At 55.7% G+C, this 16,603-nt stretch carries 7 protein-coding genes and 1 other RNA gene; 2 read left to right on the forward strand and 6 right to left on the reverse strand.

Annotation, left to right across the window (positions count from 1 at the left end; translation table 11 throughout):
• The first annotated feature begins 379 nt into the window (after positions 1-379).
• Entirely contained in the window at positions 380-1,402 is a 1,023-nt protein-coding gene (locus OZX70_RS07220; protein ID WP_277180296.1) for a hypothetical protein, read from the forward strand.
• Between the two features lie 471 nt (positions 1,403-1,873).
• Here the strand turns inward: OZX70_RS07220 and OZX70_RS07225 are convergent, their stop codons facing one another.
• The 5 genes from OZX70_RS07225 to ffs all read right to left on the reverse strand — a co-directional run bounded on the left by OZX70_RS07225 (position 1,874) and on the right by ffs (position 13,768).
• Positions 1,874-3,235 (reverse strand): MFS transporter, encoded by a 1,362-nt coding sequence (locus OZX70_RS07225; RefSeq protein ID WP_348519431.1) that lies wholly within the window; start codon positions 3,233-3,235, stop codon positions 1,874-1,876.
• A gap of 342 nt (positions 3,236-3,577) precedes the next feature.
• Positions 3,578-4,294 (reverse strand): GNAT family N-acetyltransferase, encoded by a 717-nt coding sequence (locus OZX70_RS07230; protein WP_277180298.1) that lies wholly within the window; start codon positions 4,292-4,294, stop codon positions 3,578-3,580.
• A 222-nt stretch (positions 4,295-4,516) separates the two neighbouring features.
• A complete protein-coding gene (locus OZX70_RS07235; protein ID WP_277180300.1) occupies positions 4,517-8,902 on the reverse strand; it encodes a UvrD-helicase domain-containing protein in 4,386 nt (1,461 codons plus the stop codon).
• A gap of 157 nt (positions 8,903-9,059) precedes the next feature.
• Positions 9,060-13,565, reverse strand: a complete 4,506-nt coding sequence (locus OZX70_RS07240; protein WP_277180302.1) for a PD-(D/E)XK nuclease family protein — start codon at positions 13,563-13,565, stop codon at positions 9,060-9,062.
• 106 nt (positions 13,566-13,671) lie between these two features.
• Positions 13,672-13,768: signal recognition particle sRNA small type (gene ffs / locus OZX70_RS07245), an RNA gene on the reverse strand.
• 244 nt (positions 13,769-14,012) lie between these two features.
• Between ffs and glf the strand changes: the two genes are divergently transcribed.
• On the forward strand, positions 14,013-15,191 hold the full coding sequence (gene glf / locus OZX70_RS07250) for a UDP-galactopyranose mutase (protein WP_277180303.1): 1,179 nt from the start codon (positions 14,013-14,015) through the stop codon (positions 15,189-15,191).
• Positions 15,192-15,317: 126 nt separating this feature from the next.
• On the opposite strand, the gene OZX70_RS07255 is transcribed toward glf, so the two are convergent.
• Positions 15,318-16,460, reverse strand: coding sequence for an inositol-3-phosphate synthase (locus OZX70_RS07255; protein ID WP_277180305.1), 1,143 nt, complete (start codon positions 16,458-16,460; stop codon positions 15,318-15,320).
• Positions 16,461-16,603 lie beyond the last annotated feature (143 nt).

Here is a 16,603-nt window from a genome sequence, read left to right on the forward strand (position 1 = left end):
CACCATCTATTGCAATATAAATATAAAAGTTTGCCTTCTCTTTATGGTACAACAACCACTCAGTGCCAAATTCCTCCATTCTTCGTTTTTTTGACCTCTTGGCGCACCAAGCCCTCAATTTTTCGAAGATTGAGTACTCATTCTTCATTTTTCGACCCTCTTGGCGCGCCAAGAAGCCAACTTGAGGGAGAATAGAGGGTAATTCTTTAGAAAATGAGGTACTTGGCGCGCCAAGAGGGTCCAAATAGACATAATTTAGAAAATGAACCCAAAAATTTTGTAAAAAAACGACACGCCCGAAATGTGGATAACCCCTAGCATTCGACCACAGTGGTCGTTTTTGGCACGGTAAAAGTTGATTTTCATTTAGACTGCCGCTATGACAACGATATATCGGACGGAAAGCCTCGCTCATCAACAGCTTGAGGCTGCTTACGAAGAGACAATGGATGTTTTACGTGGTTTAGCGCCTATATTCGGTGAACCAATCATCGTCAGCCACACAACGGCGCTTAAATTGTTAAGAGTCGAATTGCCCTTGCCGCTCTCCAATAAAAACAATAAAATCCATATTCTTAGCAATCGTCAACATACTAGACGACTACCTGATTCCAATTTGATTACTTGCCATAGCACTAGAATCCACTACGAGCCGCTAGACATCGAGGACTATATTGCATCAGCCCCTCCCGCTCTGGCCTGGTGGCAGATGTCCCCATATATCAATTGGGAGGAACTTGTGGTCGTGGGAGATAGCATGATGCGTAAAAATTCGTCCTTGAGGCGCATGACACCTGCAGCTTTTCGGAAGTCAATCAATGAATTCCAACCCAACACTCCTCAACTGGCAAAATGCAAGTCGGCTCTACTCTTTATGCGGCCAAACACGGACTCGTCGATGGAGAGCAGGCTGCGAATGCAACTTGAGCGAATCGGCCTGGGAGGAATGGAGGTCAACGCTCAGGTCTTCGATGTCGAAGAACAACACAACTGGTCAATCGACTTGGCGTGGAGCAAGTACCGAGTTGGCCTTGAATACGACGGGCACTATCACTTTTCTGAGCAACAGATAATTGCTGATACCCATAAGCGCCAACGTCTGCGGAAATCAGGATGGCAAATCATTACAGTATATGCAAAGGATCTAAAAGAACTTTCTGAAACCGGACCACGCTCGGAAATCGCTCAAAACATCATTGCCGCATTACAACAGAATTCCGGAAAACGAGTGGTAACACATGAAGCCTTCTCCGATCGGCAATTACTCAAAAATGGTGACACTCTTTTGCTGAAAAGAAAGTACCAGAAGCGCAATGCAATCACAAAACGCTCCTGCCCTCCTACAAGAAGAGATGGGGCCTCATTGGGGCGTCACGAACATTCCCATGATTTCAAATCTTAAAGTATTTTCATAAAGGAGTGAGCTATCCATTCCCCTTCCCTGACCAACACCGGCATTTTCATCCCGAAGTTGAGCAATGCCGGACAGGGATACAGGATTCTTTAGTCGCACCAGCTATTTAGGGATAGCCAAACACTCTTTTCTGAGACCTCTGAAGCATACATCCCCGATTTTTTAAAATAATAGATACCCAATTCTTTGTTATTTGACCTTCTTGGCGCACCAAGTAGTCCGTTTTAGTAAGAACGAGGGCTCATTCTTACTATTTCACGCCTCTTGGTGCGCCAAGAGGTTGATTTTTAAGAGAATAGAAGGTGATTCTTTAAAAAATGGGCCTCTTGGTGCGCCAAGAGGCCCAAAAAATGAAGATTGCAAGCGCGAGAGACAGCAGAATGCTTACGCGTTATGGCGTTATGCCTACACGCTATGCCTACACGCTATGCCTACGCGTTATGGCGTTATGCCTACACGCTATGCCTGCGCGTTATGCTTGCGCGCAAGGAACCAGCCCAAGGCAGCCAGGGGAACAGCAGCGAAGGTCGTGGCGATGGGCAACAGCAAGCCGACGTGGGGGCTGGAGACGTCGAGCACCATACCGGCAAGCGAGGAACCGAACGACGTGCCGACTGAGCCGGCGGTGGTGACCCAGGAAAGACCCTCGGTCAGCGAGCTCGGCGGGACGATGTCTTTGACGATGAGGTTGCCGGTGGCGAAAAGCGGCGAGACACAAAGCCCAGAGAGGACCGAGGCAATTCCCAGCAAGATGAGATTGTCCATCGCCAAGCGGCAGAAGACGTAGCCGAAGGTCAGCAAGGTAAGGAAAACCACCATGTGCTGCCAATTCGAGCCTTTCGGCTTCTTGGAGCCGAAAATAAAGGCACCGATGCAAGAACCGACGGCGAACATCGCCAGCTGCAGGCCAAGCAGCTGCTCGCGGCCGATGGCCTTCATCATCGCGGTGACCGAAACATCGAACTCGTTGAAGCTCATGTTGAAGACGACGAAAACGACCAGAAGCGGGATGATGCCGGCGTAAAGTAACACGCTTTTCGGTTTGCCGGCATGTGTATGCAACTGGTGAAGGCTGACGCCGTCCTCGTCAAGCCGGTAACCTTGCGTGCCGCCGAGGTTTTCGGATGCGGCCTTCACGTCCTTATCGGTCGGCGACGCGGCGACAACGGACACGGTTTCGATGACGGGAGGCTGGGTATCTTTCAGCGAGAAAAAGACAGACCCGCCGATGGCACAGGCAATCGTCGGCACAAAAAGCTGAGAGACGGGACTTACAGAAGTCGCGAGGAACGCGGCAAGAATCGGCCCGAGAATAAAGACCATTTCGTCGATGCCGGCCTCGAGCGCATAGGCCGTGTCAAGCAGATCGGCATCCTTCGGGTCGCGCAGCGCGTAGGCCCAGCGGGTACGCACCAAGGCCCCGAACGAAAACTGAGTGCAGCCCATAAGAATCGCAAGGACGAAAAGGACCGGAATCGAGACGCGAGCCCAGGCGGCGAGAGCGAAAACAAGCATGAACACCACGGAAAGGCCCAAAGCCGCCCAGCCGATCTTGTGCTGGCCGAACCGGTCGAAAAGACGAGCGTATAGCGGCGTGACGGCTGCGACTGCCAAAATATACACCGCGCTCATCGTGCCGGCGATCGTCCAGTTATTGTACATATGGTTCAGCGCCAGCACGATCCCTAAGCTCATCATCGAAATCGGAAGCCTCGCCACCGCCCCGGAAATACAGAACGCTTTGGCACCGGGTATTGCGAAAAGCCGACCATACGGCGACTTGTGACGCTGGCTCGACACGCTACGACCTGCATTAGTCACTCCTCATCAATCCTTTCCGGCAAGACAAGATGATCATGGCGGCATCGAAATCGCACAATTGGATGCCAAAAACCATCGAATCACCACGCACTTGCCAACCACATAATTCGATATTCCCAGTGTATATATCCAGTCTATCCAACCGGCTCGGACGAAAAGCCTGCAGCGTAACTCAGGGGTTTGCGCTGAAGCAAACCGCCGAATAACCCATGAAAATATGCGAAAAGCGGCACAAAGCCGCCTTCCGAATTCCGGTGAAAGCAAGAACATCCGACAGCGAACATTGCCTGCATTACACCAGCGATAGCTTCATACCGCTTTACGCTTGTTTTTAGCAGTCGTTTACGCTACGGTCTGCTTCACCCTTCCCGGAACACCGGCATAGATATACATCTTGCTCGGGGCCATCTGCGGGTCGCGGCCGTCATCGGGGTGACGCTGTTCTTCTCGTTCGGCGATGCGCTTCATGCCGTGACGGTCGTAGAAACTCACGTCGCAATCCGAATCGGTATGCAGATAGAAGGCCGGCGCATGCGAACGCTCGAAGTAATCCATGGTACGGCTCCACAGCTGACCGCCTACGCCATGGCCGCGGGAAGCCGAGGACACCAGGAAGAGCTCTACCTCAGCAGGCGCCTTGTCGTTGATGTCGGTCTGGCGTTCCATACGCCGCTCGATCTCGAAACCAAGCTCGAGGTCCGCGAGTGCTCTATGCCCTGCCGGAGTGGAGTTGAGCCGTTCGTCGATTTTCGCCATTTCCTGCGCAACGTTTCCGAACATCACCGGCTGGCCAACGACGCGAGAAAGAACGACTCCCATGAATTGACCGTTTTTGTGGGCGATCTCGCCACGGGTTGCCGGCTCGATATAGTGCAATACGAAATGATAGGAAAGCAGCATCGAAAGCTTCTTATCGTTGCCAAACGGTGCGTAATGGCCCCAAGTCTCATCGAACTGCCTGGTGATGGCCTCCACATCACTCCAGATCATCGGAGAATAAACCACTCCGATTCCAGCATCACCTTTCGCAACATTCTCCATACGTCCGTATCCCTCCATAGTTATTCGCCCTCTACCGTCCGTCAGCCCTACCAACGCGGCGATCGACCTTCCGGCCAGAAGCTCTCATTGAAAGCCAAGTCAAAATCAAAACCACTACATCATACCCATAGTCCATTACGCTGCGAGCCATACCCGCGTTGTCCGTGGTTTTCAAAACCTGCCGAGCGACAAGCATCACACAATATAGCACCAACTAACATACATACCTATCGCAAATGCCTAATCTTCATCGCTAATGAACGGAATCCCGGCACTCAATTCCCTCAGAATCTCAGGCTTGGACTTGGGTTGCGCGGGTATCTCGCGCTGGTCCTCACGGGCATCGCTTACGTAATATAATGTGGCATCTATACTATCCAACGGGATATTCTTCATCTGCGCAAACATCAGCCGATACATATCGAGCTGGACCAGTTTTCGGTCGATGTCCTCGGGTTTCGTCGGCTTATTGCCTGTTTTCCAATCGACTATCGTGAATCGTTTCGTCGGGTCGTTTTCGTCAAGCCCACCATAGAAAACCGCGTCAAGCTTGCCGTTGACAATGCGATTTTGAAGTTCAGGGATGGCGACGACAATCTGCTCTTCCGCGGCATACGGATGCCGGGCTGCCCAACGACCATCAACCAACCTGCGCTCCCAGTCGAGAATCTTGCGGTCTGTCGCGCTTTGATCGGCTTGCGGGTGTTGCTCGGCCTGCTCAAGTCCAGCTATCAGCGAAGTTCGGGTTTCGTTTTGGCTACCCGCGGCTACGGCCGAAATGCCATCATCTACAGGAATATCGGCAACCTCATCAGCACCGAACGCATTGATGAAACGCTCGGCCCAGGCATGGAAACGCGTTCCGGCTTGCGCGGCGGGCGAAGCCACTCGCGGAATCGGGCGCACCAGAGCGCGCCAATAATTCTCACTCTCCCGCTTGCTCATGTTGCCGGTGCTGGCCTGCAACGAGGTGACGTTCTGGCGTCTGGTGGCGAGAATGCGCTCACCTCGGCGACGCACCTCGAGGTCTAGTGCGTTGGCGTTTTCGGGCAGTGAGGCACTTGGGGCGATTTGCAACGATGGCATCAAATCGTCATCGGCCAGCAGCATCTGCGTGCGTTTGGCCAGCGATTGGTCTTCCGGCAGGTCGACGGCTATATTATCGACCGTTTGCGTCACAGGATCGTTTTCGACTTCCGCAACGAGGCGCTCGCGCATCTGCTTCGTCAGCGCCGCCGAACGACGCAACCGTCGCGCCATTCCCTCACTCATCGAAGCGGGCCATGGTAACGGTTCGCCTTCACGCAGGTTCTCGTCCTCATCAAGAGGTGTCTGCCATGCGTCCTCAACGATGGCCTGTTCGTATTCTTTCGCGTGCGCACCGACGAATAAACCGTCCGGTTTCGACGCGTTCAGTTCCGACAACGTCCGCGAAACCGGCGAATTGACCTCCGCGCCGCTTTCAGCATCTTTGTTTTCGGTATCATTGCTTTCGGTATCATCCCTTTCGGCAACCACCGAATTATCGCTTTGTAATATATCTTCAATACCCGCAGCTTCGACATTCGGCTTTATCAGATTGTCATCGTTATCGTTTTCAGCGGCGTCGATATTCTCATCCACCTCGATAGCCACCACATCATCGCGATAGGTCAAAGCGTCTTGTACCTCGGAAAAGAAATTCGACGGCTTGGAATCGTGCCCCACACCAGCAGCCTCGGGGTCACGCGAAAGCTCGGCGTGACGGCTGTATGTCATCAGCGCTTCTTCACGCGCACGCGTCAACGCTACGTAGGCGAGTCTACGTTCGTCGGCGTGCAGCCTGCGGCCGTATTCCTCCTGCTGAGAAAGATAATTCGCGCCGTCATCGGCAGACGCTGAGACTTCACCCACATCCGGTATACTGTCGTCTCCGCAATCCATCGCATCGAGGGCGCGCATCAGCCCCTCCGACTCATTCGCCACGGTTTCTGCGTTATCCAGTTGAGATAAACCGGCAACCGGATCGTCGCCGACCTTTGCATCGTGCGGGAAACGGGGCAAGATATCCGCATCGGCACGCACCGGGACGGGCACCGCAGCCGGATTGTCAAGCCAAGTGTTGGCCGTCTCATGATATTGTGGCGACTGCCAGACTCCATTACGCAGGCCGCCAATATGGTCTTCATCCAAGACGATCTTCAGCCTGTCGCCCTGATTGGACGGAAAACTCGTGGCTTTCATACCGACGATGGCCACCGAATCCCACTCAAGACCTTTGGACTGGTGAATGGTCATCAGCACAACGTCGACTGGGTCGCTGGGGACCGCGGCCATTTCATCGGGGATGCTACTGAGCGAATCCACCCAGGAAATGAACCCACGCAGCGTCGGTGCCGCACCTTCCGTAATTTCCTGCGTATAAGTAGTGACCAAATCCAGCAAGGCGTTCATCGGCGAGCGCGCCAACGCCGGTTCTATCAGTCTGCCGGATCCCTGCAAGGCCTGCGAGACGACCGTGTCGATATCAAGATCGAGCGCTTCTATTGCGGTTTCGATGATTTCGGTAAGTGAATGATTGACGACTGCGTTGACCTGCCTCAAGACCCGGGAGGCGTGACGAATGGACTTAAGCCCGGAAACGGTGAAAAGCGAGGCGATGCGGGACGAATCCAGAGAGGATTCAAGCTTGTCATCCATCAAGACATCAGCGAGAAAGACCATGTTGGGCACCTGATCTCGATGTTCGGCCACCAGTTTCGCCTGCTCGCCCGGCTTGGTATTACCCGGCACCAGCCCAGCTTCAACCAACGCACGGAACCGGTATTCGTCGTTACGACGGCTGGCGAGCCTGGCCAAAGCACTCAGGTCATTGCTGCCCAAGCCGAAACGCGGCGTAGCCAGGAGCCGCATCAGGGCACCTGAGTCAGTATGGTCGGCCAGGACATGCAATAGGGCAAGCACGTCACGGATCTCGGGACGATCCAATAGGGCCGAATACCCGACGGTCAGCGTTGTCAATCCGGCTTTGCGCAAACCTTCGGCGAATTGGGGCATATTTTGTTTGCCGCGGAAGAGAACAGCGACATGCGGACGAACATCCTTTTGGTTTGGATCAGTCGGAGTGTGACGGGCGATGGAGACTTTCGCAAACCGCACGACGGCATCGATTTCCTGGCCAAGCGTATCGAAACCGAGCACGCCCAACGTGCCCTCTTTGGCGTCGTCAATCGTGGTCAGCGCCGGCACCTGCACTTCGTGCATCGGCGAGCTCGAGGGAATACGGTCTGGGGTGCGCAACGGCTGGGTCAGGTCGTTGGCCGCTTCCAGCACCACCCGCGAGTTGCGCCGGGTGACGCTCAACGAATACGGCTTGGCGGTCTCGTCCATGCCGAAATCGCGCTCGAACATGCGGAAGGCGCCAGGACTTGCGCCTCGCCAGGCATAAATGGACTGGAAAGGATCGCCGACGGCGTTGACCGCAGAACTGCTTGAGGCCGGCTTTGAACCATGCGAACGCGTCGAAGATAGATTTTCCAACGAAACATTGTTCGAAGAACCCAAATCGCCCATCTTCCCCGACTGAGAATCATCAGGATGGAACAATGCTGCAATCAGCGCAGCCTGTGTGGTGGATGTGTCCTGATATTCATCGAGCAGGACGTGCGTATAGCGTCGGCGTTGCCGCTCCCCGATTGACGGGAAACGGGTGATCAGCGCATACGCAGCTACCGTAAAGTCGTTGAATTCCGCCATATTGAGCTGCTGCTTGCGCTCATGGTAACGCTCGACCAGAGTCAGCAAAACTTCACGTTTTCGTGCGACATCGCGCAACCCCGCACTGCGATAGACGGCGAGCTTATGGAAAGCCTCGCGATATTCGGCGATGCGATCGGCGAATTGCTCGTCGGTGTCCTTTTTCCTGCGCTTCGGCGGTTTGCCGGTTTTCGGCTCGTCTTCAGGAACAACCTCGTCGCCAATGGCCGTGTCCATCTGCGAGATGAAGGCCTGGTCCCAAGCGCGAATACGGGCGATGGCCTCGGGCACACTTGTGCAATGTTCGCCAATCATCGAACCGCTGATGGCATTTGACAGATCCAAGACTTTCGAAACGATATCGGAGAAACCGCCAAATCCCTGACCTCGCAAAATATCCATGTTCTCATCGATGACGGTGACGGCCAACTGGTGGGCTCCGGCCTCGCTCAACGGCTGGGTGTTCTGGTCGAAGCCAACCAGAAGGCCGTACTGCCGCACAATGGACTGGAAGAAAGCGTCGTAGGTGGAAACCTGCGGCTTGAGGAATACGTTGGGGCGACGCTGGGTGCCGGCAGTATTCGTACCGGCAATATTCGCTTCGGCTTCCGTCATTCGAGCGTTTTCGGCAACGGCGTTCGAGACGCGGCTTAGAAGCTCGGAGGCGGCCTTACGTGTGAAAGTGAGACCGAGGATTTTCTCGGGCGGAACACCGACCTTGATGAGGTTGATGATACGACGAGTCATGGTGTAGGTCTTGCCGGACCCGGCACCTGCGACCACCAAGACGTCGGCGTCCTCCGGCGCGTTGATAACCGCGGCCTGCTCAGGGCTGTCGGTCGCAGTTCGACTCGCGTCGTCGAAATCACCGGCCAATTGACGTCTTGCCATATCCGCTGGCGCCTCTGGTCTCACAGCGTTTCCGTCAGTGTTATCTGCTTTATTTCGCATTCCGTTATCGCTGCGACTGATACTATTGGGTACCCCCATACCGACGCGCACGCCATTAATGCCGTTGAATCGGGACAGTTTATCGTCGTTCGTCATCTCAGCCCCTCCTCACTTCATAGACCGTATCCACCTCGCCGGCGCAGGCCGGGCACACCGTTTTCATATTGCACCAAGCCACGTGGTCGGCTTGCGGGCGTGCGACCAAAACGCTGGAACGGGAGGCGGCAGCGGTGTAGAAGATTCGCGAAATCATGGTCAGCGCCCACACAGCTTGGGTGCCACGCAACGAGAGGAACTGCTCCCAGACATGCACACCCACGCCTTCTGGCGCTTCGGTCGGCAAATCACGCGAATCCGCCAGTTTCCGTATATCGGAATAATGGCTGCGAGGCGTAAAACCGGTGCTGTTCAGCGCACCCGCGTGGAACAGAGGCGGCTGGAAAAGGGTTTCCGGAACCCGGTAGCCAAGCGCTGGAGCCGTGGCCGAATCGACATCGAACAGGGCACTCTGGGTGATGTCGGGCATGGCCTTGAGCGCCTGTGCACCATGCAATCCGGCGTTGGGCAGCACCGCGGAAGTACCGCTTTCGCCGTCGTTTTTCTCCGACTGATTCGCTTCCGGAAAAGCCAGACCGAGCTGATAGCAGACCAGCTGCAGGTCGTTGAACATCTGCTTGGCCGTATGCGCATGCCCGGTTTTCCAATCGATCAGACGCACATGCCCCTTGCCATCTCCCAAATCCCGCCATTCCATGCGGTCAATGCGACCGGTCAGACGTATCTGCAAATCCAGGCTCATGCCCTCCGGCCAACCGCCGTTGAGCACACCCATGATGCCGGCAAGGTCGTCATTGCTTACTGGATCAATGCCATCGATGGCGTTATAGGCCGCGCAAATATCGTCAAGACCGAATCGTGCGGCGAATTCGTACTCACTATCCACACGTTGGAGACGACCGACAGGGAAATTCTTAAGATTTCCGTACGGATAATCTTTATCATTCGAAGTTACAAAATACGTAGCGATATCGGTAAGCGTCTGCTCGGCACCCTCATCCTTGCTTTCCGCACGATAACGTTGCTCTGGATCGTCGATCTCGTCAAAATCGCTGGCAAGCTCGTGATACATATCCATCATCTGAGCAGTGATGGCTTTGATACGTTCGTCTTGCGAACTGCCTGCCGTGAAATCCGGGGCGTCGAGGCCGGCCTCGCTGGCAAGCTGGGCCACCTTGTGAATCAACGTTCCGAAACTGGTGGCAGCATTTGACGGGCGCGGACCGGCGAACTGGCTTTCGAGCATCCAGCAGACCGGGCAGGCCCAGATGCGGTCAACCTGCGACGGCGAAAGCGTTACCGTTGGCGCACAAGGCGATGGCTCATTATTCCGTGGGGCGTTCTGCGAGGACTGCGTACCGAAGGTATATGGCCAGCTATCGGGATCGGCTGCCTCGAGTCCGGCATCGTCAAGTAATGCCAACGACGCTGCAGCGTCACGAGCCCGCGCGGAAGATGCCATATCAAGCCCGACAGTTGATTGTGAGGAATCAGCCTCGATACCGGCCGTGCCCGCATTTTTGCCGGCTTCACCGTTAATGACTTCATCAGTTTGGCTGGTTTCAGTTCCGCTTGCATCTGCCTGACGCATCAACTCGATACGGGACGCTGCCACAAGCCCGCGCGGGTCGGTGTCGAGCCCGGCAAAGCGTCCGGAATCCGCCAGTTGGGTGTAATTTCTGGTCTGAAGGTCGGCATCGCGCATGCGATCGAAGTATTCAGGCGCGTAGGTATAGAGAAAATCGGACGGCACGGTATCATCGCTCAGCACAGCGCTCAGCGTCACCCGCTCACTGGCCCTTGTCAGCGCCACCAAGAAGCTTTTCTGTTCGGCTGAAAGAACTTGGGCAAGTTCCGGATCAGTTCCGGCCATACTGGGTTCACGCCCGTCTCGCATCCCGCCATGCAAGACGATATCGGCTAGATTCTCGCCACCAAACATCGTATTACGAGCCGCAAGATTCGGCCAGACATCCTGCTGAATTTCGGCGATGAAAACGAAAGGCCAATGACTTCCTGCGGCACCAGCCGGGGTGGTCAACGTGACGGCCTCGTCGATAGGCGCGACCTTGGCCAACGAATCCGCCTCAATACGCATCGAACGCACGCTGGCAATGAAATCCTCGACACTTTGCTTCGCGCCGGAACCCGAAGCGTAAGCGAAAAGCCTCATCATCACATCGAGTCTGTCGTTGGCGGCACGACCATCGGCGTTATTTGCAAACGCAGCCACCTGCCAAGCATTGGCCACATGGCACGCGTCCCAGGCCACCGAAAGCGCATACTGCGGCTCACGGCTCGGCAAGGCGGCCATTCCCTGCTCGACCTTGTCCACCAAATCCCAAACGTGGGCGAAAGCGCGCACCGAGGCGTCACCACCCACCTTGCCAATCAATTGCAATACAGATTCGGCATCGGCGGCAGCATTGTCTTCCCGCCCAGCGCAGTCAACCTCACTCTTACCATCACCGGAAGTATCGGAAGTATCGTCATCAGCCGCAGAGCCCGCTTCCTGCTCGGCACCACCGAAAGCGAGCATGACATACATCGCATCCAAGCCGAACGGCATGTCAGCGTCGTTCTCGACGGTTTCATTCTCAACAAGGCTATTATCCACCTTGATATCGCTTGTCGGACGCTGGGAGGCAATCCGCTCGCGCAATCCAAGCCACGCAGCTTGCAGGCGTGGGAGCTGCGCAGTGACATCCAAAGCCTGTTCGTCTTCGTCGATGTCTTCCAATGGGAGCTGAGCGTTCATCTGACCATCGACCACCTGCGCCAATGACGCGATGGCCTTCATCACCGATTCCACAGGTGCCAAGCGTGCTGGCGAGGACGGGGCGTAAGCCGCCGCCGAACGCAGGCTCACCAGCGGGCTTTCAAGTACGGTCTGCACGCGGCTACGTACATATCTTCCGGTCTCGCTCAACGACATATTGGAAGCATCGATGCCGTCATGACGCAGCTTCGCCAACTCCAACAGCGCGAATAGGCCTTGCACACTCGGGTCGTCCTTCAATGGCTTGGTGACCGCGGAATAGCGCACCGGTACCCCGTCGCTACGCAACCGCTCACCAAACGCACGCACCGTGTCGTTGTCGTGGGCGATCAGCGCGAAATCGTTCCATTGGCGACCGGCCGAAAGATGCGCCTCTTTGATGCGCCAGACCACATCGTCCAGCTCCTCACGCTGGTTGCGGTAAAGCGCAGCTCTTACGCTGCCATCCTTCAGTTTGGAATCATTGACATCAAGCGGTGCAATGGGAAGACTACCTGCTAGACGCGGCAGTTTTCCGGGACGATCCGGCAACGCGACGGAAGTATCCTCGTTCGCGGCGATGGACAGCGAGACGCGCGAAGCCAGCAGGTCAAGATATGAAGAATCATCACCCTTATGAATTTGGCGAACAGGCAAGTTCATCGATTCGGCCGAAAGCGGAGGCTGCTGCACGCGCGCGAACAGATATTCTGGGTAGGAACCACGGAAGGTCTGCACGGCTTCGTCGGGATTGCCGACCAGCAGCAGCTTTACACCGCGTCGCGCGAGCGCCTCGAGGAACGCCAACCCCGCAAGCGTCAAATCCTGAAAATCGTCGACCACCACAAATTTCGGAAGTGTGGTATCGGCAACCGCTGCAGCAACCTGCGCACCTTCGACCAAAAGGCGTGAGGAATCAAGCCGGAACTCCTCCGGATAAGCGTCAATTGCCGCCTGCGCATACTCGCGTCGTAGCGCGAACGCCAGCCTCCACTGGATGCCAAGTCGTTCGATTCGCAAGCTATATCCCTGCTCGGAATTCTGCGAATCCACAAGCATCTCGAGAACTTCGTCCTCGCGCTCGGCACTCAATCCCAGCTCATCCATACGAGCCAGCATGTCACGTAATTGCATTACAAAAGCATCGTTGATTCCCCGTGCGAACAGAACATCACTGGAACCGATGCCTTTCGACGTTGAACGAGGCTGAGTTTCGGGAGTCGCAGCGTTCGTCGCTTGTTGACCGGACACAGAGCCACGTGATCTGCCGCCCGCCTCACTTCCGTCATTCCCATAAACGGTATTCACCCAATCGTCGGCGGCGAAATACTGCCGCATGAGCTCGCAGGTATCGCACAACTCGCCCGACCTGGCGTGCCTGACATGCACCGCGACCACCTGTCGCAAAAGCGCATCCTGCTCCGCGCCATTCAACAATTTCGGCGACGGCTCACGTTTACTTTCACGCTGAACGGAAAGCAGACGGAAAGCGATGGCCGAAAGCGTGGTCACCGGCCGCGCGCTGGAAACAGAACCAACAGCGCGAATGACTCGGTCAGAAAGTTTGTCCGCCGTCTGGCGCCCCGAAACCGCCATAAAAACCTTGGAATCACCGTATCGAGAAATCCCTTCGAGCGTCGCCGCAAGAGCGAACTCGGTTTTGCCGCAGCTTGGTGCCCCCGCCACCAAAAGTGAGCGGGAAACCTTCTCGGAAGGATCATCCAGCATCGTTTTCACCGCATTCATTGCGGCATAATCGCTGAAATCCAAAACACCATTCCCACTCATAACCATAGTTCAAAGTCTAAAGGCCGGTGTAGTCGCTTTCTAAGAAGGCTCCGATACCTATTATCAAACCGCCAATCAGAATCGGCTCCGACCCGCTTGATTAAAGACGAGAAAACCTTCACGCACCCGACAGAGGCCACTTACCCTTGCTGCATTCCTGCCCTGGGGGGTTTGGGTGACATAACGCCACGTGAAGGCTTAACCAGTATACCCCATGCCCGGACTGGACGCGCATCTTGCAAAGTTTTAAAAACTATCACGCAATGAAAACAGAAATCTCCGTTGCGTATAACGCCTGGCCAACCCGAAAAGTCAACACGGCAAAAGATGGCCGGTCGATAACAACGACCTGTCGAGTACTATGGAAATTACAATTACCACGAGCATGCACAAACGTATGCTGCTGGTAACGACGTCACGAAAACATAGAGGCAAAAAGGAAACACAATGGCCAACGGCGAAAACAGGAATCTACCCGATCTTTTCGTAGTGGGTGCGGGACTTTTCGGACTTACGGTCGCTCAACAGGCAGCAGAGAACGGGCACACCGTCGAGATCATCGACATCCGGCCGCATATCGGAGGCAACGCTTACTCCTATATGGACGAAGAGACCGGGGCGGAGATTCACCAATATGGCGCGCACCTCTTCCACACTTCCAACAAGCGCGTGTGGGACTACGTCAACCGCTTCACCGAATTCACGGACTACCAGCACCGCGTCTACGCCACGCACGACGGCGAGGTCTACCCAATGCCGATCAACCTGGGGACCATCAATCAGTTCTTCCACGCTCATTACACGCCGGCGCAGGCTCAGGAGCTCATCAAGAAGCAGGCTGGCGAACTGGCCGGAACCGACCCGAGCAATTTGAACGACAAAGGCATCCAGCTCATCGGCCGGCCGCTCTACGAGGCGTTCATCAAGAACTACACCAGCAAGCAGTGGCAGACCGCGCCGGAGGACCTGCCAGCGTCGATCATCAAGCGTCTGCCCGTGCGCTTCAACTACGACAACCACTATTTCAAGGACACCTGGGAGGGCCTGCCCACCGACGGCTACACCGCCTGGATGCAGCGCATGATCGATGACCCGAAGATCCACGTCACCCTCGGCGTCGACTTCTTCGATGAAAGCCAGCCGTTCAACAAGAAGGCCGTCGTCGGCCGCGTGCCCGTGGTCTACACCGGCCCGGTCGACAAGTACTTCGACTACCAGCTGGGCGACCTGAAATGGCGTACCGTCGATTTCAAGGAGCGGCGCTACGACGAGGGCGACCACTTCGGCTGCCCGGTAATGAACTTCGTGGACGGCGACGTGCCCTATACCCGCGCCATCGAGTTCAAGAACTTCAACCCGGAGCGCAAGGAGCAGCAGAACCCCGACAAGACCGTGGTATGGGAGGAGTACAGCCGCGCCGCCGGCCGCGACGACGAGCCCTACTACCCCATCAACACCACCGATGACCAGAAGCTCTACCAGCGCTACAAGGATTTGGCGGCCAAGGAACCGGAAGTCGTCTTCGGTGGACGCCTCGGAACCTATGCCTACTACGACATGCACCAGGTCATCAACAGCGCCCTCATCGCCTACGAAAAGCAGGTCGCTCCTCTACTGAGCAAATAAAGTAATACAAAACCGATAAAGTGCCAAATCAATAACGATTGTGGGGCTGCAACCAATTCAAGGTTGCAGCCCCACAATATTATGTATTCGTTTTTCTGCGTTTCAGCGTTTCAATGCTGAAACGACTCAGGCGTGCCAGACGTCCTTGCCGTTGTCCTTGGCAGACTTCACATCGGCATCAAGCTCAGACTCATTGGCCTCGACCTCGCCGGCGATGAACTTCTCCACCAGCTGACGGGCCTCGGAGTCCTCGTGCTGCACGGCCGGGGACTTCATGAAGTAGGAGCTCGGCGCAAGGATCGGGCCGGAGAGGTGACGGTCGAGCGCGATCTTGGCGGCACGCACGGCGTCGATGACGATGCCGGCGGAGTTCGGCGAATCCCAGTCCTCAAGCTTGTATTCGAGGCTGATCGGCACATCGCCGAAGGTGGTGCCTTCCAGACGCACGAACGCGAGCTTGCGGTCGTCGAGCCACGCCACATAGTCGGACGGGCCGATGTGGACGTTATGCGGATCCATCTCGTGAGGCACGATCGAGGTGACGGCGCGGGTCTTGGAGACCTTCTTGGACTCGAGACGCGAGCGCTGCAGCATGTTCATGAAGTCCATGTTGCCGCCGACGTTGAGCTGATAGGTACGATCGAGGCGCACGCCGCGGTCCTCGAAGAGGCGGGCCATCACACGGTGGGTGATGGTGGCTCCGACCTGGCTCTTGATGTCGTCGCCGATAATCGGCACGCCAGCATCGCGGAACTTCTGCGCCCACTCAGGATCGGAAGCGATGAAGACAGGCAGGCAGTTGACGAATGCGCAGCCGGCATCCATCGCGGCCTGCGCGTAGGCCTTGTCGGCCTGTTCCGAGCCGACGGGCATGTAGCTGACCAGCACATCGACCTTCTTGTCCTTCAATACCTGGGCCACATCAACCGGCTCGGCATCGGACTCGGTGATCATCTGACGGTAATATTCGCCAAGGCCGTCGTAAGTCGGCCCGCGCAGCACCTCGACGCCCTTGTTCGGCACGTCGCAGAACTTATAGGTGTTGTTTTGCGAAGCCCCGATGGCCTCGGAGATATCCTTGCCCACCTTGAGGGCATCGACGTCGAACGCCGTCACAAACTCAATATCGCGAACCCGGTAGCCACCGAAGTTATTGTGCATCAGGCCGGGGATCTTCTCGTCATCCTTCGCGTCCTTGTAATACTCGACACCCTGAATCAGGGAGGAGGCGCAGTTACCAATACCTGCCACTGCCACGCGAATACTCATATCGACTCCTTTATTTCACGTGCAAAATTCCACTTATGAGTTTAGCCCACCATGAAGAGAAGGGCAGCAGTACACGCTGTGCACGGGCAACAATGTAACCATGTTTATTAATATATACTAATCAACCATGCGATACAGCCTGC

This window comes from Bifidobacterium sp. ESL0732 (assembly GCF_029395535.1).
GTDB lineage: Bacteria > Actinomycetota > Actinomycetes > Actinomycetales > Bifidobacteriaceae > Bifidobacterium.

Excerpts from the sequence above, each read along its gene's own strand:
- OZX70_RS07220 (WP_277180296.1), top strand. The coding sequence starts at position 380 with ATGACAACGATATATCGGACGGAAAGCCTCGCTCATCAACAGCTTGAG.
- OZX70_RS07230 (WP_277180298.1), bottom strand. The coding sequence starts at position 4,294 with ATGGAGGGATACGGACGTATGGAGAATGTTGCGAAAGGTGATGCTGGA.
- OZX70_RS07235 (WP_277180300.1), bottom strand. The coding sequence starts at position 8,902 with ATGGCAAGACGTCAATTGGCCGGTGATTTCGACGACGCGAGTCGAACT.
- OZX70_RS07240 (WP_277180302.1), bottom strand. The coding sequence starts at position 13,565 with ATGAGTGGGAATGGTGTTTTGGATTTCAGCGATTATGCCGCAATGAAT.
- glf (WP_277180303.1), top strand. The coding sequence starts at position 14,013 with ATGGCCAACGGCGAAAACAGGAATCTACCCGATCTTTTCGTAGTGGGT.
- OZX70_RS07255 (WP_277180305.1), bottom strand. The coding sequence starts at position 16,460 with ATGAGTATTCGCGTGGCAGTGGCAGGTATTGGTAACTGCGCCTCCTCC.